The organism is Legionella bozemanae (assembly GCF_900450575.1).
In the GTDB taxonomy this organism is placed as follows: domain Bacteria; phylum Pseudomonadota; class Gammaproteobacteria; order Legionellales; family Legionellaceae; genus Legionella; species Legionella bozemanae.
Map to the genome: position 1 here is coordinate 3,497,429 of NZ_UGGY01000001.1, position 23,223 is coordinate 3,520,651.

Consider the following 23,223-nt stretch of genomic DNA (forward strand, 5'->3'; position numbering starts at 1 on the left):
TTCGGGTTTGCCCTGTTCGAGGTCTATTATATAATTTATCTCTTTTAAATAGGCTTAATTGCACTACGTAAAACTTGCATTGTTGCATTTTAAGGCATCAGTGCCGTAGCCCTGTGCAAAGAGCAGAATCTTCTATATATTGCTGAAAAACCATCCCAGACCTATTCCGACGTCCCGCCCCACAGCTTGCTCGCAGGGTGTAGTCAGAAATGTGATCAAGAGACCGTTGCTAGCAATCAGGCTGCGCTGGCGGTCATAATATTCTTTTTCGATTGATAATATACTTCCCTGTATTTCCCATTATGATGCCATACTTGGCGTAGCATCTTTAGTAAATTGCTCCAATTCCTCTTCTAAATCCGTTACTGTTTTCTTCGCTCCCTTAATCAATTGGCTTATTGATGTGAGAAACATATAACGATCAAGGCCACGCTCATCATTATCAATAAATTCTTTTTCAAGAGTCTCGAGATGCTCCTTTGCCCGAGCCAGTTCGGCTTCTACTTCTACTTTTAATCTCATCGTTCCTTTTCTCCATTAAATGAAATGGGCTATAACCTACAATATAAATATTATCAAATAGTTATAATGTATTGCTCGCCTCTTTTACACTATACGTTCCTTTTAAGTCAATTTTTTCAAGAACTATTACCCCCACCACCCAGTTACGGATCTTATTGATTCTGAAGTCAATTGAAATTTGCTATGGTATGGAATGTCTTTAAAATTGAAAAGGATGAAGCATTGCCTGGAATATTCATTGCAGCAGGATTCATACTACTTTTGCTTTTCCTGGAAAGAATGTCGCCTTTTTGCTGATCCGTCCGACAACACGCTTCCTGTTGTTGTCATGTTTTGTATGCTTCTCTATTTTCAGCAAGCCCTAACCTGGTTGTGAGCAACCAGGTTAGGGCTAAACCTTATTGGCAATTAAAGCGACTTGGTTCTGCGTAAGGATATTGCTATGAAAATGTAAGTCCAACCGCTGATGATCATATCAATCGCAATAAACAATCCGATGACCCATAAGCCGCTAATTGGCCAGTGTAACAGAATCAGGATACCAAGTATTAAGGAGCATATCCCTGCAAATAAGATCCAAACCCAACCCTTTGTATTCCGTAAGGATACGGACATGCTAATGCGGACAACGCCAATCACGATAAGCGTCCATGCCAGTAACGCAGTAATAATGGTTGACGCTAATAAAGGATCATACAAAACTATACCTGCGCCGATAAGGTAGAGTATTGCAACGAGAATCTGCCAAACCGTACCTTTCCATTCTTTGTGTTTAAAAGCATCAGCAAAATGTGATAATCCTGAAATCATAAGTAATGCAGCAAAAAAATACATGCTGACTATGGTTAAGAAGATGTCCATTCCTAAACCAATAATACCAAAGATCAAGAGCAGAATTCCAAAACCCAAAAACCATCCCCAGTGACGTTGCATGATTTTTGTGTCGGGATGAAGCACAATATTATTTGTATTTTCCATATCAGTTCCTTTTGATTATGTAATTTAAATATAGCTTATTATTCGCAATTCGTTCTTTAGACTGAAAAAATTTTAACTAGGCAACTGTCTAAAGAAAATTTAATTGAATTCCTGTAGCGTATGGTTGTTTGCAACCACAATTTCAACTCGGTAGAGCAGGGATTGCATGATTCAATGCCTGCAGCATACTGAAAACTCTTGATAAAAAAAGCTAAGGGTGAAATGCGAAACTCAAGCCCTGCAGCTAAATCAGGCTACTTTTCTATAATGGATTATAGTAGTCACGATCACCATCCTCTTCTATTGGATTTTGTGGATCAGCTTTATTAACAACGACATCTTCAATTTTATCAAGTAATTGGCTGGATTTTGTTTGATGTACAAAAAGAAATGAACGATTACATCCCCAGTTTATCAAACCTTTAATTACTACTCCAACTCCTGCAGTTAAGATACCAAGAGTGAGGTTTACGAGAAATTCTGACCAACCTCGATGTGCATCAAGCACATCATGGGCTGCACGTATCAAACCTAGAGATTGCTCTTTAAATGTTTTGTAGGTCTCTGGGTTTGGATCTGCAAAATATATATCTGCTTTGTTCTTAAGCTCTTGCTGAAGTGTTGTAGCAACATCCCAAGCATTGTGAAGTGCACGATAGTCTTCATCGTTTTCATCACCGTCTGCTTCCACCAAGGCCTTACTTTTTCGCTCGTCCAAATCAGCGATTTTATTTTTGAGTAGTGCAAGGTTTTTATAGAATTTTCTTTCTCCCTTAATTCCATAGGGAGTGGGTAATTGGCTTGGAATTATGAGGGCTGGAGGCTCGGCCAGTTTTCTGGCTAACTCTTCTTTTTCGGCTCTTAAAACTGGCTTCTCAAATTCTTCTTCCGCTTTGAGCCAACTTACGATTTGGTTATCAAAGCCATGCTCTTCAAACTCATAGTCTTCAATAAATTCCCAGACATATTCATTGTGCTCTAAAGCAGGTCCTAATAACATTATTGCTAAATCTTTAGGCACCTCTTGAATACTTTTTAGATATTTTTCAATGAGAGTAGCCGCGTTATATAAGGCGCAAAGCTCAGTATCAACATGAGCTCCATTAAGCCTACGAGCGCTTAATTGGACGTGCTGTTTCAATAACTTGAATCCGGTAGGATTTACTTGAGCGTCATGGCCTAGTAATGGTAAATAGTGCAATAATTGTGTGCTTTTATGCTTTTTATACTCTATTCGTTCTAATTCATCAGTTGTCCTTTCCCAATGCCCGCCATGTGACGCACCTAAACGGCTTCCAGTATGGCAAATCGTTATACGTTGTGGATTTGAAAGTGGGATAGTCGGATCAATTGTTGCGGCAAATTCAGCCCCTTCTTGCGGGATATAGTGTAGGCTAAATCCTAATGGATTACAGACGAGAATCGCTAAATCATCCTGATCTAAGCTTATATAGCGAGCAGTTCCCGGATCTATTTCTGTATATTCCCTAATAGCACCTGCTTTATCTCTACCTGCTTTGGGAGGAAGTTTTTCGTATATTCCCGGCTTATTTAGTTGAACCGCCATAAAATCACGAAGTACCGGCCCCATCATGATTTGAATATCAAAAGGGTTATACTGCTTTAGAATACCCGCAAAGTGTTTCCAGGAAAAAGCGTGCGGATTAAAGCCATAAAATCTGGCAAAACTATTTTTTAGCTCTGCATAAGCATCGTTATGGTGATTATCATAATGCTCATCTTTTGCAAAACGATATATTTCCTGCACTAACTCAGGAGTTATCGCATGAAGTGGGCAGTTATTAAGCGCTGCTGATATTTTTGGATATGGCATAAGGAAAATCCCCTTAAGAGTCCAAGTAAAATTATAATCCTTTTTGATTAAGAAAATATTAATTTGTGCGTTTTGCAGCTCATTTAATGCCCAATAATCCAAATGTAGCCTGGCTTGCTTAACTAAATCTTCTACGCATCGCTGAAAAACTAGACCCCGCAGACAAAGATGTGATCAAGAGACCGTTTCTTGCAACCAGGCTATACTTCATGTAGTCAAATCGGCCCTTCTTCAGGCTGCCAACAACTGCATCAAAGATTTTTCACGACAACCTCCCTTGTCTCATTAGACTTAAATACCTTGAGCAAATTATTGGCCGCCGAATTATCATGATCGGATCTGACATATTTTCCGCTGACATGATGAAAACCCGATACAACGATCTTACCCGCTTTCATTAATCTGGCCAATTCTTGTGCACGAAACTTTCGTCTGTCGTCCAGTTCAAAAATGACGAAGCGTCGTAACTTGCGAGAGTATTCCGCTGAGCGCAGCCGTGCCATCATCGAGCGAATAATAACCTGAGCAAATAAAACCATATTGCCATTCACTACTAAAGCTGAATCAGGCGTACCATCAACGCGTAGCTCTCCGGCAGGAGTTGAATCATCAAGAGACTCGGCAAGCAAGCTGAGTTGCGCGCCAAGGCCGGCACCCAAACTGTCGCGGAGCACATTCGGAGCATTGTCAAGCTCCACTGCACCGTTCCAAACTTTCTGCACAAGCGTTGCCCACAATAAAATACCTAGAGCAGCTAAGCTTCCCACTCCAGTGAAGAGAAGCGCCGATGCCCCAATCGTTATTACCCATTTTAGCGCACCATAGAAGATCTCATCACTATCATCCACATCAACATCAATCCCGGATGTATCCATCGTCATACCTGTCGTACCACGAATCAGCTGGGGGATAGCCACACCATCGAAGTCGATATCCACATCAGGAGCGACATCGATAACAGGTGTATCAATCGCCCGCACCACATGTCCTGTTATTTGAATTCCATTATTGGCCATCGACATGGACAGAGATGTTACCTCAGCACCGTCGACTTGCTGCCCCACTTTGGCTTCTGCACCCCGCTCCAAAACCATATCCAGAAAATTCCTGTTATAGGCAATAGCAAGCCCGGTTCGTGGTGTAACGAAACTTTCTGTTATTATTAATGTTGCGGGAGTTTGCGGTGGGCTGGCTGATACAACGAAAGCATCGACACTGTCAGAAGCAGCTGGTGTTAAGGTGAGCGCAACATTCCATTCAGAATTTTCAGGCCTAGTATCAGGGTCAGTGAATCGTGTGTTGTTCAAACCACTAACGAGGCTAGCGGCTAGTGGAAGTCGTGTATTGGTAAGAATGTCTTGTACTTCGGAACTATTCATAAAATTGTCAATATCGGTTGCGATTTCTGCAGGTGAAGGAGTTCCGTCAACTCCATCATAGCGAAAACCGATCTCCGCAACTGGCTCGGCATCTACCAAGATAACTGTTAACTTTGCTGCCGCATCAAGAGGAATAGTCAATGGAGTTGCGTTTGGGTCGGAGGCCGGTCGTATCTCGATCGTTCCCAAAATACGGAATATACTCCGGGGTGAATCAGGTCCCTGGGTTATCATTGCAAACTCTAGTGGATCGAGCAAAACAATAATATGAGAAGGTTGTCCTCCAATGTCCCGATCAAACTCCAGACGCTCCGGGAGTCGGCCAAGTCGAGTTAACTCACGAAGAAAATCACTGATTACACTAAAAGAAACTCCAACTGCAGCATCTGCGTTTCCTAAATCAATATTCATCATACACCTCCTTATTTGACTTAATGCAAAGGGGCCTTTCAATTAATAATGATTTGGTATTGTAGATGCTCTATGCTCATTGAACGGGCTCCGTTTGCAAAAATTTGGGCTTCCTACCCCTTATACTTACCACCTCATAGGGATTGGAGCCCAGTGGAACAACTTCCCCATAAGTGTTCATTTCAAAAAAATCAGCTAAATTTTAGGTATCTTTATAAATATAGCATTCAGAAAAAAAGCATCTGTCCAAGTTCAAAGTTTTTATATGCATGCGCAGGGGCAATTTTGTCTTTCATCATCAACTTTCTTTATCAAGGGTCTTTTTGTACTTGCTTTGCAAAGGTTGAAATGAACTTATTTAACCGTTACCATGACCAATCATTTGAATACAAATAATTCGAACAGAAATAAAAAATCAGGGTGTTATTTGTAGTATCTGAGTTTTCGATAGCTAGAGAAATCTTCTCAAAAACAGTATTGGAAGTAACTTTCAATACGCCAATTAGTAGCACTCGCTAAAAAATATTAACCAAGGGAGGATTATCAAATGGATAATCAAATGAACAATCTCTTAAAAGCAACTAAGAATGCTGCGCAATTAGCTTGCACATCGGAGCAGGAAGAAATTTTTTTTAAAAGTAATGGTGTTTTAACATTAGGGGTAGAAATTGAGCTGCAACTCATCGATTCTGAAAACTATAATTTATGTTCAAGAGCTACTGATGTACTAAGTGCCACAGCCCATCTCGAAAAAATTAAGCCCGAGTTTTATTTAAGTACTATAGAGGTGAATACAGGTAAATGTATTACCACCCAGGAGGTTGAAAAGGATCTTTATAAAACACTTGCTGCACTACAAGATATAACAAAAAATTTGGGAATTTTATTTTCAACAACAGGCTCCCACCCATTTTCTAAATATGCGGATTGGGAAATTTCTCCTACGATGCGTTATCAGGAGTTAATTGATCGCAATCAATGGCTTACACGTCGTATGAGCGTATATGGCCTGCATGTTCATATCGGTATGTCCAGTGGTGAAGAGTGCATTCGATTTAATAATTTTTTCATGTATTTTTTACCTCATTTATTGGCGCTGTCCTCCAGCTCTCCTTTTTGGCAAGGAATTGATACCGGACTTGCGTCATGTCGTCCTACTACTTATGAGGCTCTCCCTACTGCAGGACAACCCTACCATGTCCGTACGTGGCAAGACTTCGAAAACTTATATAAAACATTAAAGTTATGCGGTTCGATTAAATCGCTTAAAGATTTATGGTGGGATTTAAGACCAAGTCCTGGCTTTGGAACATTGGAAATTCGTGTATGTGATGGCGCGGCAACACTTGCAGAAACATTGGCGCTTGTTGCATTGATTCATACTCTTGCTCACTGGTTTGCTGATAATGGAAGTTGGCTTGAATCAGTTGCCTACCCTCCTTATTGGCTTGCTCGGGAAAATAAATGGAGAGCGATTCGTTATGGTTTGGATGCTGAATTAGTCATGAATACGGAGGGAAAAACCAAGTTAATGCGTGAAGATATCAATGAATGGATTGAAAAATTAACCCCATATATCAAACAGTTAGGCTATCAAAATTATTTTTCTACTCTGCAAATGATCATGGACTCAGGTACAAGTTCCGAACGCCAACGAAAAGTATTTGCCCATCATGATTGTCTTAAAGAGATAGTCAAGCACAACGTAAACGAATTTTTATTACAAACTCCTCAATACCAATGTGAATCGGTTCTTACATAGCAGCCCAATAAGCGAATCTTTAATAAAAATAAGTCGAGGAAGACATCTATGAAACAAGTAACCTATACATCAAAAAAACTAGGTAATGTACTTATTAAAAGTGAATTGAATCAATATACAATGTGCTCAAAAAGGTTGGTGGCAAAATCCCTTAACCAAGATGAAGTGCGTTTTTTAGTCGATAAATACACTCATCTTTTAGAAAATCCTGAAAATACACGGTTGTTTGGTGAAGGAGAACCCTGGACGCCTGCTGCAGTAGAAGAGTTTATCCAAGATGAAACGAAATGTTGGAACTCGGGTAACAAGTTCTCCGTGTTTTCAATTTACCTTTCTGCTACGCAAGAGTTTATTGGTTATCTCCATATAAAACATTCTTTAAAAGATTTCTCGAAGGTAGGAACTGGTCATCCTAATGTTGGGGAGATTATTTATATTATTGATCAAGCGTTTTGGGGAAAAGGCTATGGAACTGAAATTGCAATCTTAGGAAAAAAATTTATTAAACACATTATTTCTGAGAGTGACAAAGAAACCCTAGAAAAGAATATTAAAGAAATTGTTGCTACAGCTCATCCCTCCAATGAAGGCTCAAAAAAAATTTTACAAAAAACACTGAAAAATCAGGAACAGCAAGAATTTACTAAATTTAATGGGCAGCCACGTCTATTATTTTTTAAACCCTTAAAAACCGATGTTACCCTGGCAGATGAATCTCACGCGTTAACCGCAAAATTATAAAAAGGAGGGGACTATGTGTGGTATTGCTGGCGAATTCCAATTCAATAAAAAAAATATTCCTCTTTTTAATCTGGAAAAAGCTTTGCTGAAGCAGTTCAACCGCGGCCCTGATGATGGTCAAATATATCTTACGAAAGGCATGGCGCTTGGACACAGAAGGCTGAAAATATTCGACCTGTCTCATCGTGGAATGCAACCTATGGTTGATTCGGATTTAGGGCTGGCATTGGTTTTTAATGGAGCAATCTATAATTTTGTGGCGTTGCGTGAAGTCTTAAAATCTAAAGGATACTCTTTTATTTCAAACAGTGATACTGAGGTACTTCTTAAAGCCTATCATGCCTGGGGGAAAGATTGTGTGCACCGCTTTTCTGGTATGTTTGCTTTCGCAATCTGGGAACAAAAGACGGGAAAATTGATACTTGCCCGTGATCGTTTAGGTATTAAACCGCTTTATTACAGCGCTGATGCAAATTATGGATTTAAATTCGCATCCACCTTACCTGCATTAATTGAATTTGGTGATGTCGATACATCAATTGATAAAATTGCGCTTCATTATTACCTTACATTTCATGCAGTCCCTGAGCCGCTTACTATTTTATCGGGTGTAAAAAAACTTTCTCCAGGCTCCATCATGACTATTCATCCTGATGGTAAAATTGAAGAAGAGACTTATTGGGACTTAAAATTTGATAATACAAAAGCCGATCATTATCGTGATGAAAATTATTGGATAAAAGAAACTTATGAAGTATTAAAATCAGCAACACATCGCCAATTAGCAGCAGATGTTCCTATTGGCATTCTCCTTTCTGGAGGGTTGGATTCTTCATTGCTCGTGGCGATGGCTTCCAAACTTGGGTATAAAAAAATTCAAACATTCTCTATTGGTTTTGATAGCTTAAAAGGGAATAAAGGCGATGAATTTTTCTATTCCAATCTGGTTGCGAAACAATTTAATACGCACCATCGGCAAATGTTCATTTCAAACAAGCAGTTAGCCTATTCATTGGGAGATTGTATTGCTGCAATGTCAGAACCTATGCTAAGCCATGACAATATTGGCTTTTATCTTCTCTCTCATGAGGTTGCCAAACACGTTAAAGTAGTACTTTCAGGCCAAGGTGCTGATGAGATTTTCGCAGGGTATCATTGGTTTCAAAATATACATGCAAACCCAGTATTACCGTCACAGTCAGCGCAAATAATTTTTAACAAAGTAGCCGATCGTTCCTTTCAAGAATATCAGCAACTTGTAATGCCAGACTTTCACACTGCATTTCATGCTTCTGATTTTCTAATTAAACTTTGTGAAAAAAATAATTCTAAAAATCCAATTGATAATCTGCTTCGATATGAAAGTACCTTTGCATTGGCAAATGGACCTTTAAGTCGGGTTGATAATATGACCATGGCAGCAAGTCTTGAGGCAAGAGTACCCTTTCTGGATGAAGAAATGCTCAAGCTCGCTCTTTCCATGCCCCTTCAATATAAATTACCGCAAAAAGGGAAATATATTTTAAAACAACTTGGAAGAAAAATGCTTCCTAAACCAATTGTAGATCGCCCTAAAGGATATTTTCCTGTCCCAGCATTGAAATATTTAGAAGGAAGTACCTTAGAGTTAATGCGCGATGTACTTTCTCCTGAAAAAATCAAGCAAAGAGGCATTTTTAATTTACAAGCAGTTCAAGAGCTATTTACAAGCGCAACAAAAAATTTTACCCCTTCAGGTATTTCTAAACTATGGCAAGTCGGCTTACTTGAATATTGGCTGCAACAGCATAAGCTATGAACTTATTATCTCTTTATGCCGGGTCGAATTGACCCACCCAACTTGCTTTTACTCAAAAGAACGGAGTATATGGGCAAGGAAAATATACAGTCAAAAAGCTCAACTATTTGATAATTTGCATTATTTATTATAGAGTTTCGTAGTGTACGATTACTTAAGCAAGCATTGACAATTAATCCACACCGAAGTTATTTAGCAATTACTTATTTCCATATAAGCATTATCAAGATATAGAACATTGTAATTCGTTACGGTACATGAGGATTTTGCATTGTTCGTTTTGGAATTTTTAAAAATCTTAAAGTAAGTTGTATCATTCTAGGAAGAGGCTTTAATGAAAATATTTGGTGTTTATGTCGTATCTAATAAAAATGAAATTATTTTATCTGTTAACAATGAAACAGATTCTATCTCGAGCTTCTTCCCTATAAAAAAAGATGACCCTTTTATTACCTCCACTACCTTGAAATATGCAAGTAAAAATCCGAAACATTTTCCCTACCAACACGAAAAAAAGTTTTACTATGGAATAAACGATGGGACAGGTAATTCATACTTCCTTGTTTCAGATGTAAAAGATGATAAATTAGTTAAGACTTTATTAGAGCAAGTAAAAGAAATCGATTTAACAACGGAAACACAACAAAACAAGTTCATTGCCATTAAAAATAAGATCTCAATGTATGCAAATGAAACAGCCGCATCATTGCCTCCACATATTATTTTCCGTGATCTAAAAAATAGATTTAATAATCTTTGGTCTTAGCTCGCACTAGTTCCTCATCACCAACAATCGTAGATACTGTCTTAAAAAACAAGCAAGCTTTTAATGAAAATTTATCTTGCTTTTAAAGATACAAGCTTGGTTACGTGAACCAGGATTTAACCACCAGAAGCAGCAAAATAATGCCATGAGCATAGTTAGAGAGGAACTCTAGTTGCAAGCACCCTAAATCACTTGCCTATTCTATTGAAGAGCTCTGAAAAGTTCTTACAACTTCGTGAGTATTATTATTGATAATAGAGCCATTATAATGTGTGGTTTGATTATGCGCCTTTGCCATCATCCAGAGATACAGCTCTTCTAAATCATCACTATTTCTTTCATCTATAGTTTTCTCTTCTATATACAATTTTGCAGTATAAATAAACATAATTTGTTCCTCGGTAGATATTAATATTTAGGATATCAAGAAAGAACAATTGTTTATTTTTTTAGACTTATTCAAAGTTGATTCGCATTCCTTTCTTATAGTATGGCATAAATATTGATTTTAGGATTAACTAAACATAAACAAAGAATCAGACTATACATGCTTTGGAATTTGCTCGTGAAGAAAGTATTTTCATTGTTTGGTAACAGGCTATGCTACTTAATTTATTAATTTTTATGAAAAATTTAAAAATAAAAATTTCCGCTTGAATTGCGATCACATAATATTGTTACAATGGACTTTGGTAATCATTAATATAAAAAAGGTAGAAGGAACTCCAATGACTAACAGATTTGCATTTTGCGCACAGTCACTTGTACTTGTAACATCCGTTTGCGCAGTGACCTCATTTGCGATTGCCGCTTCTTCTTCAATACCTGCCCCCATTTATGGTTCATACATTAGACACTTGGATCGAGCAAAACAAACATTTAATGGTAAACCTAATCCTAACAACCGCCCCACCAAGCAAAAGGAAGATTTCTTCACTGTGTGTAACGCAGCAGGTTGTGTGGCCCATACACCGAACCTGTATGCTCCTCCTGGTGCTCCCAAGTACATAGACTATCACTGGAATAATAATCGCTGGGAATTAAAGGCTGCTCACTTCTTCATTTGCAATAACGGCAACAAAGTCAAATCTACTTTATTCGAATTTTTTACATCGAACGGAGACGGGAGTTTTTCTGGTCAACGAAGTATTAAAATAGGCGGAGCAGGATGCCCTGAAGAAGGTCCTGGAGTATATAGGATACCTTTTAAGTTAATCCCTGCTTAAGAGAACTCATGGGATAAATACGCAAGTTATTTTGAGGAGGACTCAAAATAATTTAATTTTTATAGAGTATTTTGTTTGTAAATCAAATATGTTAAAGCCCTGGGAGCACGTAGATTGAGTCATTTTGACCGGAGGTATCGTCAGTTTTTTGATAAGAATCCTCCTACAAATTTTTTCGCCTACGTACTGCGCATAAAGCGCAGTACGTAGAGAAATTTAAATAAAAATGTGACAATACCTCAGGTCATTGTGACCCAAGAATCTTCGGTATTTAGCTATTATATTAGGTCTAAAGACTCAATCTTGTGCCTTAAGGTAGCTTGCACCAGGCTATGCTTACTGGCCTCCCATTAACCTTAAGTCGTTATTGATTATTGTTAATTTAGATATATAGTTTTCAGCAAGCACAGGATCATTTACTGCCTTAGATAATTTGCCCCAAACAATATGATCCTCATTTTTATCGGTAGGATATAACATCCATGATTCGGAATATTGATCTTTTAGAAATGCAATTGCCATATTATTTAAGTCAATAATGCTATTAATAAACACGTTTTTCGCATCTTGGGTGTTTTGATATACCGCCGCCATTCCCATAACCAATTCAAAATAGATACTTGCTATGTCATGAGGATCCGCATCCTTTAAAAGATCAATTGTAATTTTTTCTGAGGGCCATCTAATTATTGGAACTTCATATATTCCATAAATTTCCCTGACAATTGGCAAAGGATTAGAAATACTCTCACCCATACTGTCATTATCAATTAAAGAAAAAATATTTGTTTCTATATTATAAAACGTATTTTCCGGATGAAAATCATCATGAATTACCGACAGCAGATTTCTTGGAGATATAAATTGCTCAGCACCGATGATACTTTTATGTAATTCACTGGTTTGACGACCAATTTTATAAAAAATATCTTTAAGTTTATTTATATCTTTATTGTGCAGCAGTTCATAACTCATTGTTTTAAAAAGTTCTTTTCCTTGAGCAGCTTCAAGAACGGCAAAATAATAATTATTTATATCATTTTTTACTGTGTAATACTGAATTAATTTGCTTAAACAAATGGTAGCCGCTTCAGGATTATTTTGAATCGCGTGTAGTTTGGAATAGTTTTGTAATGCAAACAAAGACTCTGCTTCTTTTTTAGATGAAAGCCCTTTTATAACAAATTTCATTTGATTATCTATATAAACAAGATAGATAAAATTATTTGCTGCTCCTGCTTTTAATTTTGTGACTGAAACATGTTGTTCATTAAAACCATGTGCAGAGGCAAAATGTTTCGCAACATAAAGAGCAACTTCAGGCTCCCAAATTTTGGTAACCTTATTGGAAATATCCCCGAAGTCATATCGTTCAATATGTGCGGCAATGGAATTACCGGGCAATAAACAGACAGTTAGAACACTAACAATAAAAATATAATTTAATAGACTTAGAGTTTTGGATTTAAGAATGGAAAAGTTCAATGAATATCTCGAAGGATTAAAAATGACCAAATTGTATGCCATGTGACATATAGGATCAATAGGCTATGCTTGCTATCCTCTTTGGCAAAGCCTGACAACCCTGTTTCACTGCTTCAGTTTGCTCCTGGTTTTGGCTTGCAACTGAATCTTGATCACACTCCTGCCTACACCCCGCTCCCACGACTTGTTCGTGTGAGCGGGACGTAGGAATAGGACTGGACTGTTTTTTCAGCGATGTGTAGAAGATTCAGTTGCTTGCAACCAGGATACCTTTGCTTAAAAGACCATAGCCCGTATCTTATATAGGCTATTCGACTTATAGGGATTCTATCCTAAGCATAGTTTAGTAGCATATTCTTCTGCAGCAGCTCTTGTTTTATTCATACCACCACTGGAATAAGCAAAATTATAGCCATCAATAAAGCATTGAACCGAATTTTTTGTATAAAAACTACTCGATTCATAATCACTTATTGTAGCAGCAAAGCTTTTGGCAGCACTTCTGGTTTTATCCATGCCACTGCTTTTATAAGCGAAATCATAAGAAAGTTGAAATGTTTTAAAATAGGCTAATGGGCATACTTTATTAGATACTTCTGTAGCAAACTTTTCTGCTTCAGACGAAGTTGCATCTAAACCACTTGCACTATAAGCCCATTTATAGGACTCTTGCAGTACGCTTAACTTATTTCCACAATTAATATTATTTGGATAACTAATTACAGCCTCCATTTGATCAGCCAATACCTCGATGGTTTTTTGCTGCTCTGTATTTAATGAGTACTCTATATAATAAACTTTCTCTGCCAATCTATATAATTTCTCATATAAAGTTGCACTACTTGGCGCAGCTATGGTTGATGAAGAGAGAACGGCCATTATATAACACATCTTGTGATTAATTTTCATGTTTCAATCCTATATCCTAATAAGTTTCCATAATCGCTAGGGCGAGATATGACGCAAGGATTATATAATTCAATCATTGGTTTCAGCAATTAAAGATAACGGAGGGCGCATGTGCAGCCTGGTTACAGTGGTAAAAACCTGATACGCTGTTACACACTTCGGGTAAATCCTGGTTGCAAGCAACCAGGCTGCACGTGCAGGAAAATACTAATACACAGGGAGCGATGATTATGGATTTACAATTAAAAAATAAAAAGGCATTAGTAACAGGTTCTACTGCAGGTATCGGACTCGCTATTGCACAACAACTTGCCGCTGAAGGAGCTGTGGTGGTAATCAATGGTCGAACAGAACAACGAGTACACGAAGCGATAAAACAAATAAAAATAAATACGCCTCATGCTCAGTTAATTGCAGCAGCTGCTGATATAGGTAAAAAGGAAGGAATAAATAAATTAATAGAAGAAGTTACCGAAGTAGATATTCTTATTAATAATGCTGGAATTTATGATGCCAAACCATTTTTAGATATTTCCGATGAGGAATGGTTTCAGATGTTTGATGTTAATGTAATGAGTGGAGTACGTTTAAGCAGACATTACCTGCAATCCATGTTGAAAAATAATTGGGGGCGAATTATTTTTATTTCCAGTGAGTCCGGAGTGCAAATACCAAGTGAAATGGTGCATTATGGTATGAGCAAAACAGCACAGTTAGCTGTTGCCAGAGGAATAGCAGAAAACCTTGTAGGAACTAATATTACGGTAAATTCAGTCCTTCCAGGACCGACTCGCAGCGAAGGAGTTAACCAATTTATAAATAGCTTGGGAAAATCGCAACACAAAACAGCGGAGCAAGTAGAACAAGAGTTTTTTGCAACCGTACGTCCCTCTTCACTTATTAAGCGTTTTGCGACACCAGAGGAAATCGCTAATACAGTCACTTATCTATCCAGCCCCTTAGCTTCTACAACTCATGGAGCTTCCGTGCGGGTCGATGGAGGAATTATACGTTCTATAGTTTAATTTCCAGTAAGTGTAGCCTGATTGCAAGTAACTAGGCTACACTCCATAAAGTGAGTTGATAACTTATGCTATTTCATCTAGATTATAAATAATAGAAACAATAGGGAACACAATATTGTTGTGTGTGTTCCAATTCAAGGACGAAACCTATGTCGCTATTAATCAATTACATGAAGACATTACGCTTCCTCTTAAGACGGAAGGATCTGGGGTCTTTTGTCAAAGAGCACGACCGCCTGTTCTCTCTTGCAAAGCAAACTCACAATCATGCAGTCGTTGCCTCCCATTATTATGACCTCATGGCGGAGGTGATTGAAATTGCTTATGGCACCAGTTGGGTTTTTTATCCGCCCGATCATGTGGGACAATCACGCGAGGAGACCATTTCGAACTTGCATAAACGGATCAATGCAGTACTCTGCCTTTTACCCGGAAAAACAGCCCTCGATATGGGCTGCGGCCTTGGTGGCGCAGCACGTGATATTGCCCGTCATTCTCAGGGGAAAGTGCTTGGGGTCACCTTGTCTCAGGCTGAAGTAGAGCGGGCGAATGCCCTCAACCGTGAACAAAATCTGGATCACTTGTGCGAAGTCATCCAAGGAGATTACACCCAAAACTTGCCGTTTCCTAATGATTTCCTGGACTCAGCATATAGTATTTACTCACTTAAATACATTTCCAAGGATCTGCTTCCCCAGGTATTCGGAAACGTCCATCGTGTAATGCAACCGAATGCACGATATGTAGTCTATGATGCAGTTCTGACATCTAAATACGATAGGGACAACCCGCAGCATCGCGCGCTGGTTGAGCGGATTGAGTTTGTAACGGGTATGCCGCCTCTGCACACGAGTGAAGATCTGATCGATGCGGCCCGCAGCGTAGGCCTAAACCTGATCTCTGAAACAGAAACTTCAAAAGATCTTGGGTGGAGCTATTTTTTTACCGAAAACAAGCTCTTAGCTGGTGCGCTTCGTTCTCAGATAGTGGGAAGCGCGATTTTCGGCCTTGAAACGGTTCGCCTCTTTCCAAATGGATTCTCAGACTTCTACAACACGTTCATTGCAGGGACTGTAAATGCCCTGGTCGATGCCGACCGCTTAGGGATTGTGTCGTTCTCTCGGTTGTTCGTTTTTACAAAGACCGACTCCTGATGTTTTTAAAAGGACTCTAAAACCATGAAAATATTGGTCACAGGAGCTAGTGGACACATTGGAAATAACCTCATTCCTGAGCTTATTAGAAAACAATATGCTGTGCGAATACTTGTGCGAAGTGAACTACCCAAATACCTCACTCATTTTCCTCTGGAGGTATGCCAGGGAGACATCTTACATCCGGAGTCTTTATATCATGCTACTCGAGATATTGATACCGTTTTTCATTTAGCCGCGAAAATTGCAATTACAAATCGAGAAGCAGAAGAAGTCCGTAAAACCAACATTCAAGGCACCCAAAATGTAGTCAGTGCATGCCTTAAAAATCAAGTAAAAAAGCTAATTCATTTTAGCTCCATTCACACACTAATCCAAAGTCATCAAAAATCCAATACTGCTCACATTTTAAATGAAAATTCCCCTCTTGTTTTAGAATCCGTGAATATTTACGATCAATCTAAAGCCCATGCTGAAAAGATAGTGCTTGATAGTTGTGAGCAAGGATTAAATGCAGTTGTGGTTAATCCCACAGGAGTAATTGGCCCAAATGACTATAAATTATCCCTCATGGGCACTGCAATAATTAAAATATACAAGGGATACAACCCTGTTTTGGTGCGCGGAGGATTTAATTTTGTTGACGTTCGTGACGTGGTTCAAGGCGCACTAACTGCTGCTGAAAAAGGCAAATCTGGAGAGCGCTACATCTTAGGCGGCCACGACATAAGCATGCATCATTTAGTCAGATTGATGTCTACTGTAAGACAAAAAAAAATGACTCGTTTGTTTCTCCCCCCAAATATGCTTTACTTTGCGGTACCTCTCATGGAGTTTTTTTCTAAAATCACCAATACAGAACCGCTCTTTACCAAATACGCAATTGAAACGTTGATGTATCCACCAACAGTAGATTGTACGAAAGCTGAAAAGGAATTAGGGTATAAAAAAACAAAAATCGAAACAACAATCCATGATACTCTTCATTGGTTTTCACTGTCTGGCAAAATAAAATTATGACGCAAAACAATCTCACTTTATTTCTTTATTTCTGGAGTACCTTGGCCGTTATCGTATTTTTCACGCTTTTTTTCAAACGAGCACCTTATGGACGTTATGAGCAAGAGAGCAAATCACTTAAAATTCCTGCACATGTTTCTTGGTGTTTTATGGAATTGCCATCGGTGATCACTTTTTTGGTTGTTTTTCTCATGGCAAAACCATCTGCCTATACCTGGGTATTTTTTGTAATGTGGCAATTCCATTACGTCTATCGTTCCTTAATCTATCCGTTTCGCTTAAATAATGCAAAACAGGTTCCAATAGTTATCACGATATCTGCCACGTTTTTTACGACGGTGAATGGTTTTGTAAATGCCTATTGGCTCACTCATTTTCAAGAAATTACCTTGTCAACGTTGCAATCACTTCATTTTATCGTTGGTTTGCTACTTTTTGTTTCGGGATTTGTAATCAATCAACATTCGGACAACATTTTGTTTGACATGAATAAAAATAAAAAACCTGGATCCTACCAAATACCCTACGGGGGCATGTTTCGTTTTTTAAGCAGCCCAAATTACTTTGGTGAAATTCTCGAATGGATTGGTTGGGGTGTAGCGACTTGGTCGCTTGCTGGTTTTTCTTTTACGCTGTGGACAATAGCCAATTTAGCTCCTCGGGCGATCACGCATCATCGTTGGTATCGGTCCCATTTTTCCAATTATCCTCAGGAAAGAAAGGCGCTCATTCCGTTTCTTCTGTGAAAAATTCTACTCAGAATTATAGGAATAAGCTATATACAATTAGAAATAAGACTTGCGCCGCAGTCACGGTGAGTCCGTTTTGTATCATTGCTTTGACATTTTCGCTGCCAGCAAAACCCATTGCAGCAAACATATTAGCACCAGGATAGGCATAATTAGTAACACGGGTCGCAAAAACCAGGCACAAAGCGAACGATATCATGGGCAATTGCATCTGAAGCACACTAGGATAAAAGAGCTGATGCAGCATTTTAATGGTTGCTTCCGCAGCGCCTGGCATGCCAAAAGCACCTGTGAACCCAATTAACATCGATAATACCGGTTTGCCACCTAAATTAATTAATGGAGTTAATAGTTCTGTTAGGGCACTAAATCCTCCCGCCTGATGAATTAAAACCATGAAAGGATCAAATAAAATAAACAGAAAGAAGAGATGCAGGCTTTTTCGCATTCCCTCAACTAACAATTTAAAAATTTGATTTAAACTTAATTTACTCGCCAATCCAGTAATAAGCGCTAGAAATAACATGACAAAAATAACATAGGTGGTTTTTGCCTGAGCAAATAAACCATAGACCACACAGGCCATAAAGGAAATCAAAAAGAGCAAAGTAGCGCGCTTTTGTTGTTTACTGGGCACAAATGGTTCTGAAGTATCCTCTTCTTCGCAAGATTCATGTGCATACGTTCGTTGTAATCGATTCGCCATAAACCAGGTAGTCATTAAGGTAACCAGGGCCACGGGAAGAGATGCATAAAGAAGTACAGCCTCATAATTTAGTCCGGTAATGCCCAGTAAAGCCACTACTGGAGGGGCAAAAGGCCCAAGAATTAACGCTTCTTCCGCTGAAGCCTGCATTAACACAGCCAAACTAGGTCGTGATAATCCAACAGAACCCGCAATAGGGCGTAAACTGGGTGCTAAAATAGCTAATCCTCCAGCCAAGGTACCAAGCAACCCTACAATGATAAAAGATGAAAGCACAATGCCAATTTTAGCCCGTCGTTGAGTATTAATCCCAATCCCATAAACAATTTGGTGCACCAAAGTATGACTGACCTGAGTATGCGTTAAGATCTCGCCTAAGCCATGGCCTAGCATGATAATAAAACCAACTAAGGCCATGAATGAGCCTAAAGCATTGGCCATAGAGTTGCCAATGTCAATTGGACTGCTTAAATTCCACAAATAGCCCAGTCCCACACAGAGAGCAGTCGCTATTAACGCATCAACATTGCGGAATAACATCACGACATAAAGAACAATAATGGCTAAACTGGCTAACTGAATGTAAAAAGACATTAATGGATCACTCCAATCTGCTTTAATCCTTGGCTAATACCTTCAATTCCCAAACCAGGTTTGTCTGCCAAAATAATTTTATTGCCAAGGCATTGTGCCCCGCCAAGAATATAATTGTCACGAATCAAATAAATAGGATCAAGATCCGCATAGAGGATATCAGGCTTACTTAAAGCAAAACTGGCTACAGCAGCAACGCCAATGGGTGACTCCAGCATACAGCCGACCATGATTTTCATTTGTGCTGTTTTAGCAATATTATAAATCGCTTGAGCATTCGCAATACCACCCGATTTCATCAACTTAATATTGATGCCATCACAGGCATTAATTTTTACAATATTCAGGGTATCTTCGGGAGAAAAGCAAGCCTCGTCGGCAATGATAAGACAGTCAACCTGTTCGTTAATCGCTTTTAAATGCAGTAAATCTTGAGCACTAATAGGTTGCTCGACCAAAGAGATATTCACATGCTGTTGTTTTAATGAATCAATAACCTTTAAGGCATCTTCATAAGACCACCCCTGATTGGCATCTACAAGTAACGTGGTGGAATTACCTACAGCGTGACGAATAGCCTGGGCACGCCTGATGTCTTCAATTGGATTTAATCCTAATTTTATTTTTATTGTTTGGTGCCCTTGCTTGACGAGGTCAATAGCATCCTGCACCATAGCGCCGATCTCTTTAACGCTTATAGTAATACACGAGCTCATGCTGTTCGTGTTACCTCCCAGCAATTTATAAAGAGGTAAACCACAATATTGGGCAAATAAATCATGCAAGGCGATATCAATGGCAGCTTTCGCAGAAGTATTACCTACTATAGCCTGGTTATTCATCTGCAGTAATAAATTCAACTCAGAAATACTTCGTCCAATCAACTGTGGACCAAGCATGGTTTTAATTGCAGTGATAATAGATTCCGTACTGTCTCCAGTGATGGCTGGGGTTGATGCTGCGGAACCATAACCCAAATTGCCACTATCCGTTTTAATCATTACCACCACATCCTCAACGCATTCGGTACGTCTTACGGCAGTTATAAATGGGCGAATTAATGGAATAGTTAATTGCGCAATATGAATCTCCGTAATGTTCATCTAAGCACCTTTTCTAAGTTTATGGTGTCTAAAAATACATTCTCTTTTCAAGTTAGAGGGATATTTTTAAAAAGCTTAATAACCCTGTTTTTCTGCTTCTGGTTTAATCCTGGCTGCAAGTAACTAAATCTTATACACATCGCTGAAAAACCAGCCCAGGCGCTATTCCTACGTCTCCGCGACGATGTTATCCCTTCTTTATAATGTCTTGAGCCCTTCCTCAATGATAGAAAGTCCAATTTCCAAATCGTTTACCTCAGTAGAAAGCGGCATGAGGAGACGGATTACATTTCCGTATCCTCCGCAACTAAGAATTACCAGTCCATGCTCTAAACAAAATCGTGTTAACCTGTCCGCCGCTTCTTTATTTGGTGCCTTTGTGCTTTTATCCTCCACAAGTTCGAGCGCCTGCATCGCACCCAACCCCCGAACATCGCCTACTATTTTATATTTTTCTTTAAATCCAGAAAGCCTGGAATGAAGTACTTTTGCAAGATGAGTGACATGTTGCAAAAGCCCTTCTTCTTCAAAGATTTTGAATACTTCAAGAGCTGCGGCACAACTTAGTGGATTTCCTCCAAAGGTTCCGCCCAACCCGCCCACCATTGCAGCATCCATCATTTCAGCTTTTCCTGTGACAGCAGCGATCACTGTTCCGCCACCCAGTCCCTTTGCTGATACAGTAAGGTCAGGATCCACTCCCATTGTCTTCATCGCAAATAGATTTCCAGTACGTCCAAAACCAGATTGAATTTCATCTGCAATGAAAACAATTTTGTTTGCCGTACAAAACTCACGAAGTTTTTGTAAAAATGGAACTGGAAATTGTATGAATCCCCCTTCCCCTAACACGGGTTCTAAAATCACTGCAGCGGTATTTTCAACACCTACGCGAAAATTAACCAGTTCAGAAAAATCATTAAAACACTCTTCGACACAATTTTTTCCCTGCCAACGATACTCATACGGAATGGCAGCACGATGAACTTCTGCAAGAAATGGACCAAATCCATGCTTGTAGGGTTTATTCTTTGCTGTAAGTGCCATGGCCATGTAAGTGCGGCCATGGTACGCATGATCAAAACAAATCACTGCTTGTTTTCCGGTATAGGCACGAGCAATTTTAATCGCATTTTCTACAGCTTCAGCTCCTGAATTCAACAGGATTGATTTTTTTTCGAAATGTCCAGGTGTGAGATCATTTAATTTTTCACACACGTTGATATAGCCTTCATAGGGAAGAATATTAAAACTCGTGTGCATGAATTTTTCAGCCTGAGCCTTGATTGCATTGACTACTGCATCGGGACAGTGCCCTGTATTTACCACTCCAATTCCAGATGAAAAATCCAAAAATACATTTCCATCTACATCCTCTACAAACGAACCTTTTGCCCGCTCCACAAAGATGGGTGTAGCGTGAAAGGGACCGCGAGCAACATGTTTATAACGCCGCTCCATCAATACTTTTGATTTTGGTCCTGGTATTTGCGTTTTAATATGTATTTGATTCATTAGTACCATCCAATTGGTGTGTCATCCAGATTAATATTCACTTGCTTGATTTCAAGATAGCTTTCGATTCCATACAAACCTAACTCACGACCAGCTCCACTTTGTTTGTAGCCCCCCCAAGGCATTTCATTATGAGTTGGATGGTAATGGTTTACCCAAAGAATACCGGCACGAATTTGCGAGGTCACTCGATGAGCACGAGTAAGGTCCTTAGTCCACACAGCGGCTGCCAAACCATAATCGGTATCGTTTGCAATTTGAATTGCTTCTTCTTCCGTATCAAAAGGAATGACTGCGAGTACCGGACCAAAAATTTCTTCTCGAGCGATGCGCATTGTGGGCTTCACCTCATCAAAAATAGTTGGCTCCAAAAAATTTCCTTTTGCAAAAACTTCACCTGTAGGGCGTTTCCCGCCACAGATCAATTTTGCACCTTCATCAATCCCTATCTTGATGTAATGTTCTACTTTGTCGCGGTGCGCACTTGAAACCAATGGACCCATTTTTACTCCATCGTCCAAGCCATGGCCTAGCTTGATATTTGGAATTTTTTTCAACATTCCTTCCACGATTTTTTCGTGAATAGAGCGCTCAACTATCAAGCGGGAGCCAGAAGAACATACCTCGCCTTGATTGGCAAAAGCGCCAAAAAGAGCACCGTCAATTGCCATCTCCAGATCGCAGTCTGCAAATACAATATTTGGATTTTTTCCACCAAGTTCTAATGATATTCGCTTCAAATTTCCCGTAGCGGCTTGCATTATTTTTTTGCCGGTAACAGTTCCACCAGTGAAGGCAACTTTATCCACCATCGAATTAGTGGATAATTCTTCACCTACTTCCATCCCGGGACCAGTAATGAGATTCACGACACCTGCTGGAAATCCACATTGATCAATCAGTTTGAATAACTCAAGCGCAGTTATTGGTGTCAATTCTGAAGGTTTTAATATGACGGTATTGCCTGCTGCAAGTGCGGGAGCAAGTTTCCAAGCGGCCATAAGTAGTGGGAAATTCCAGGGAATAATTTGTCCGCACACACCGATAGGCTCGCGTACCACATAACTAAAAGAGTTCGCCGGAACTGACATCGTTTCGCCATGAATTTTAGTAGCGAGACCTGCGTAAAACTCAAAACAATTGGCGGCATCGGTCACATCATACTCTGCTTCTGCCAAAGGTTTTCCACAGTTTCGCGTTTCCAGCTCTGCTAACATTTTGGCATTGGCGCGAATTAAATCAGCAACTTTGAATAATAGTTTACTTCGATCAAGCGCTGATGTTTTTCTCCAATCACCTTCATCGAAAGCTTTGCGTGCCGCTTTGATTGCGAGCATAACATCTTCTTTGGTACTTTCTGGAACTGTTGCAAGCAATTGGCCATTACCGGGATCAATAATATCGCGAGTGCCCCCGTTTTGGGCTAAAGTAAATTTTCCATCAATATACATTTCATAACGTTTCATTTATTAAATCCCTTTTTATTGAGTGTACTAAGTTTATTATAACTCCGACTTCGCTCTCCTGATTATTTTCAAGCAACGAA

Annotated in this window: 20 protein-coding genes; 9 read left to right on the forward strand and 11 right to left on the reverse strand. The window is 39.2% G+C overall.

What is annotated here, in order from left to right; genetic code table 11:
• Window positions 1-300 precede the first annotated feature (300 nt).
• From DY223_RS15520 to DY223_RS15535, 4 genes are all read right to left on the reverse strand, one after another.
• Window positions 301-522, reverse strand: a complete 222-nt coding sequence (locus DY223_RS15520; RefSeq protein ID WP_058460517.1) for a hypothetical protein — start codon at window positions 520-522, stop codon at window positions 301-303.
• A 408-nt stretch (window positions 523-930) separates the two neighbouring features.
• Entirely contained in the window at window positions 931-1,500 is a 570-nt protein-coding gene (locus tag DY223_RS15525; RefSeq protein ID WP_058460516.1) for an HdeD family acid-resistance protein, read from the reverse strand.
• 262 nt (window positions 1,501-1,762) lie between these two features.
• A complete protein-coding gene (locus tag DY223_RS15530) occupies window positions 1,763-3,334 on the reverse strand; it encodes a hypothetical protein (protein WP_131744468.1) in 1,572 nt (523 codons plus the stop codon).
• A gap of 251 nt (window positions 3,335-3,585) precedes the next feature.
• Window positions 3,586-5,127 (reverse strand): hypothetical protein, encoded by a 1,542-nt coding sequence (locus DY223_RS15535; protein WP_131744469.1) that lies wholly within the window; start codon window positions 5,125-5,127, stop codon window positions 3,586-3,588.
• A 544-nt stretch (window positions 5,128-5,671) separates the two neighbouring features.
• Between DY223_RS15535 and DY223_RS15545 the strand changes: the two genes are divergently transcribed.
• From DY223_RS15545 to DY223_RS15560, 4 genes are all read left to right on the forward strand, one after another.
• Window positions 5,672-6,886 carry a carboxylate-amine ligase gene (locus DY223_RS15545; RefSeq protein ID WP_058460512.1) on the forward strand — a complete coding sequence of 405 codons (1,215 nt, stop codon included), beginning with the start codon at window positions 5,672-5,674 and terminating at the stop codon, window positions 6,884-6,886.
• Window positions 6,887-6,934: 48 nt separating this feature from the next.
• On the forward strand, window positions 6,935-7,627 hold the full coding sequence (locus tag DY223_RS15550; RefSeq protein ID WP_058460511.1) for a GNAT family N-acetyltransferase: 693 nt from the start codon (window positions 6,935-6,937) through the stop codon (window positions 7,625-7,627).
• 13 nt (window positions 7,628-7,640) lie between these two features.
• Window positions 7,641-9,425 (forward strand): N-acetylglutaminylglutamine amidotransferase, encoded by a 1,785-nt coding sequence (locus DY223_RS15555; protein WP_058460510.1) that lies wholly within the window; start codon window positions 7,641-7,643, stop codon window positions 9,423-9,425.
• A 334-nt stretch (window positions 9,426-9,759) separates the two neighbouring features.
• Entirely contained in the window at window positions 9,760-10,191 is a 432-nt protein-coding gene (locus tag DY223_RS15560) for a hypothetical protein (protein ID WP_058460509.1), read from the forward strand.
• A 196-nt stretch (window positions 10,192-10,387) separates the two neighbouring features.
• Here the strand turns inward: DY223_RS15560 and DY223_RS15565 are convergent, their stop codons facing one another.
• On the reverse strand, window positions 10,388-10,579 hold the full coding sequence (locus DY223_RS15565; protein ID WP_058460508.1) for a hypothetical protein: 192 nt from the start codon (window positions 10,577-10,579) through the stop codon (window positions 10,388-10,390).
• 340 nt (window positions 10,580-10,919) lie between these two features.
• Here DY223_RS15565 and DY223_RS19010 point away from each other — a divergent pair, with 340 nt between their 5' ends.
• Window positions 10,920-11,417: an MBOE_33420 family protein gene (locus DY223_RS19010; protein ID WP_131744470.1), complete on the forward strand. Its 498-nt coding sequence runs from the start codon at window positions 10,920-10,922 to the stop codon at window positions 11,415-11,417.
• A 336-nt stretch (window positions 11,418-11,753) separates the two neighbouring features.
• On the opposite strand, the gene DY223_RS15575 is transcribed toward DY223_RS19010, so the two are convergent.
• On the reverse strand, window positions 11,754-12,944 hold the full coding sequence (locus tag DY223_RS15575) for a hypothetical protein (RefSeq protein WP_058460506.1): 1,191 nt from the start codon (window positions 12,942-12,944) through the stop codon (window positions 11,754-11,756).
• Window positions 12,945-13,229: 285 nt separating this feature from the next.
• Window positions 13,230-13,811: a hypothetical protein gene (locus DY223_RS15580; protein ID WP_058460505.1), complete on the reverse strand. Its 582-nt coding sequence runs from the start codon at window positions 13,809-13,811 to the stop codon at window positions 13,230-13,232.
• 230 nt (window positions 13,812-14,041) lie between these two features.
• On the opposite strand from DY223_RS15580, the gene DY223_RS15585 reads away from it, so the two are divergent.
• The 4 genes from DY223_RS15585 (at window position 14,042) to DY223_RS15600 (ending at window position 17,756) form a co-directional block, all read left to right on the forward strand.
• A complete protein-coding gene (locus DY223_RS15585) occupies window positions 14,042-14,836 on the forward strand; it encodes an SDR family NAD(P)-dependent oxidoreductase (protein ID WP_058460504.1) in 795 nt (264 codons plus the stop codon).
• Window positions 14,837-14,985: 149 nt separating this feature from the next.
• The gene (locus DY223_RS15590) at window positions 14,986-15,990 is read left to right on the forward strand and encodes an SAM-dependent methyltransferase (RefSeq protein WP_058460503.1); all 1,005 of its coding nucleotides are present in this window, start codon (window positions 14,986-14,988) and stop codon (window positions 15,988-15,990) included.
• A 24-nt stretch (window positions 15,991-16,014) separates the two neighbouring features.
• Complete coding sequence (locus tag DY223_RS15595; RefSeq protein ID WP_058460502.1) at window positions 16,015-17,010, forward strand: NAD-dependent epimerase/dehydratase family protein; 996 nt, start codon at window positions 16,015-16,017, stop codon at window positions 17,008-17,010.
• Window positions 17,007-17,756 carry a methyltransferase gene (locus DY223_RS15600; RefSeq protein WP_058460501.1) on the forward strand — a complete coding sequence of 250 codons (750 nt, stop codon included), beginning with the start codon at window positions 17,007-17,009 and terminating at the stop codon, window positions 17,754-17,756. Before DY223_RS15595 ends, DY223_RS15600 begins: the two co-directional genes overlap by 4 nt.
• 16 nt (window positions 17,757-17,772) lie before the next feature.
• On the opposite strand, the gene DY223_RS15605 is transcribed toward DY223_RS15600, so the two are convergent.
• From DY223_RS15605 to DY223_RS15620, 4 genes are all read right to left on the reverse strand, one after another.
• A complete protein-coding gene (locus DY223_RS15605) occupies window positions 17,773-19,059 on the reverse strand; it encodes a Na+/H+ antiporter NhaC family protein (protein WP_058460500.1) in 1,287 nt (428 codons plus the stop codon).
• Window positions 19,059-20,162 carry a dipeptide epimerase gene (locus DY223_RS15610; RefSeq protein ID WP_058460499.1) on the reverse strand — a complete coding sequence of 368 codons (1,104 nt, stop codon included), beginning with the start codon at window positions 20,160-20,162 and terminating at the stop codon, window positions 19,059-19,061. The genes DY223_RS15605 and DY223_RS15610 overlap by 1 nt, the downstream gene beginning before the upstream one ends.
• A gap of 198 nt (window positions 20,163-20,360) precedes the next feature.
• Window positions 20,361-21,677, reverse strand: a complete 1,317-nt coding sequence (gabT, locus tag DY223_RS15615) for a 4-aminobutyrate--2-oxoglutarate transaminase (protein WP_082642478.1) — start codon at window positions 21,675-21,677, stop codon at window positions 20,361-20,363.
• Complete coding sequence (locus DY223_RS15620) at window positions 21,677-23,143, reverse strand: aldehyde dehydrogenase family protein (RefSeq protein WP_058460497.1); 1,467 nt, start codon at window positions 23,141-23,143, stop codon at window positions 21,677-21,679. Before DY223_RS15620 ends, gabT begins: the two co-directional genes overlap by 1 nt.
• Window positions 23,144-23,223: the final 80 nt, after the last annotated feature.

What these genes read in the sequence shown, in the direction of transcription:
- gabT (WP_082642478.1), bottom strand. Translation starts at nt 21,677, where the DNA reads ATGAATCAAATACATATTAAAACGCAAATACCAGGACCAAAATCAAAA.
- DY223_RS15620 (WP_058460497.1), bottom strand. Translation starts at nt 23,143, where the DNA reads ATGAAACGTTATGAAATGTATATTGATGGAAAATTTACTTTAGCCCAA.
- DY223_RS15600 (WP_058460501.1), top strand. Translation starts at nt 17,007, where the DNA reads ATGACGCAAAACAATCTCACTTTATTTCTTTATTTCTGGAGTACCTTG.
- DY223_RS15555 (WP_058460510.1), top strand. Translation starts at nt 7,641, where the DNA reads ATGTGTGGTATTGCTGGCGAATTCCAATTCAATAAAAAAAATATTCCT.
- DY223_RS15610 (WP_058460499.1), bottom strand. Translation starts at nt 20,162, where the DNA reads ATGAACATTACGGAGATTCATATTGCGCAATTAACTATTCCATTAATT.
- DY223_RS15550 (WP_058460511.1), top strand. Translation starts at nt 6,935, where the DNA reads ATGAAACAAGTAACCTATACATCAAAAAAACTAGGTAATGTACTTATT.
- DY223_RS15545 (WP_058460512.1), top strand. Translation starts at nt 5,672, where the DNA reads ATGGATAATCAAATGAACAATCTCTTAAAAGCAACTAAGAATGCTGCG.
- DY223_RS15580 (WP_058460505.1), bottom strand. Translation starts at nt 13,811, where the DNA reads ATGAAAATTAATCACAAGATGTGTTATATAATGGCCGTTCTCTCTTCA.
- DY223_RS15585 (WP_058460504.1), top strand. Translation starts at nt 14,042, where the DNA reads ATGGATTTACAATTAAAAAATAAAAAGGCATTAGTAACAGGTTCTACT.
- DY223_RS15520 (WP_058460517.1), bottom strand. Translation starts at nt 522, where the DNA reads ATGAGATTAAAAGTAGAAGTAGAAGCCGAACTGGCTCGGGCAAAGGAG.
- DY223_RS19010 (WP_131744470.1), top strand. Translation starts at nt 10,920, where the DNA reads ATGACTAACAGATTTGCATTTTGCGCACAGTCACTTGTACTTGTAACA.
- DY223_RS15590 (WP_058460503.1), top strand. Translation starts at nt 14,986, where the DNA reads ATGTCGCTATTAATCAATTACATGAAGACATTACGCTTCCTCTTAAGA.
- DY223_RS15565 (WP_058460508.1), bottom strand. Translation starts at nt 10,579, where the DNA reads ATGTTTATTTATACTGCAAAATTGTATATAGAAGAGAAAACTATAGAT.
- DY223_RS15530 (WP_131744468.1), bottom strand. Translation starts at nt 3,334, where the DNA reads ATGCCATATCCAAAAATATCAGCAGCGCTTAATAACTGCCCACTTCAT.
- DY223_RS15605 (WP_058460500.1), bottom strand. Translation starts at nt 19,059, where the DNA reads ATGTCTTTTTACATTCAGTTAGCCAGTTTAGCCATTATTGTTCTTTAT.
- DY223_RS15525 (WP_058460516.1), bottom strand. Translation starts at nt 1,500, where the DNA reads ATGGAAAATACAAATAATATTGTGCTTCATCCCGACACAAAAATCATG.
- DY223_RS15535 (WP_131744469.1), bottom strand. Translation starts at nt 5,127, where the DNA reads ATGATGAATATTGATTTAGGAAACGCAGATGCTGCAGTTGGAGTTTCT.
- DY223_RS15560 (WP_058460509.1), top strand. Translation starts at nt 9,760, where the DNA reads ATGAAAATATTTGGTGTTTATGTCGTATCTAATAAAAATGAAATTATT.
- DY223_RS15575 (WP_058460506.1), bottom strand. Translation starts at nt 12,944, where the DNA reads ATGGCATACAATTTGGTCATTTTTAATCCTTCGAGATATTCATTGAAC.
- DY223_RS15595 (WP_058460502.1), top strand. Translation starts at nt 16,015, where the DNA reads ATGAAAATATTGGTCACAGGAGCTAGTGGACACATTGGAAATAACCTC.